We start from the raw sequence: 262 nt of genomic DNA, 5'->3' as shown, positions 1-262 counted from the left end.
AATACAACACTAGACACAGTTTCAAAATACGCACTTCTGAAGGTACCCCAAGCTGGTGAATCATCAGATTGGAAAGCATATTGCCTTGCTATGGGTGGCGTACAAGTTAAACGCAAAGACCAAACGTTACGCATTCACTACCAATTGCCCGATATTGTTGACCTTATTACTGGCGAGGTTAGCCGCAGTGAATCTAAATCACCCTACTTTGCCACTAAATATTGCGACCAACCAGCTAACCGAATCATACGCGTTGATTGGG

The 262-nt window shown here is 43.9% G+C and carries 1 pseudogene; it reads left to right on the top strand.

What is annotated here, in order from left to right:
* Window positions 1-262: pseudogene (locus CWB75_RS19040) on the top strand (replication endonuclease); the annotation flags it as partial.

It is taken from the genome of Pseudoalteromonas sp. S1608, from assembly GCF_005887265.1.
Taxonomy (GTDB): domain Bacteria; phylum Pseudomonadota; class Gammaproteobacteria; order Enterobacterales; family Alteromonadaceae; genus Pseudoalteromonas; species Pseudoalteromonas undina.
Note: the sequence above shows the minus strand (reverse complement) of the source record. Positions and strands in the feature narration are given on the sequence as shown.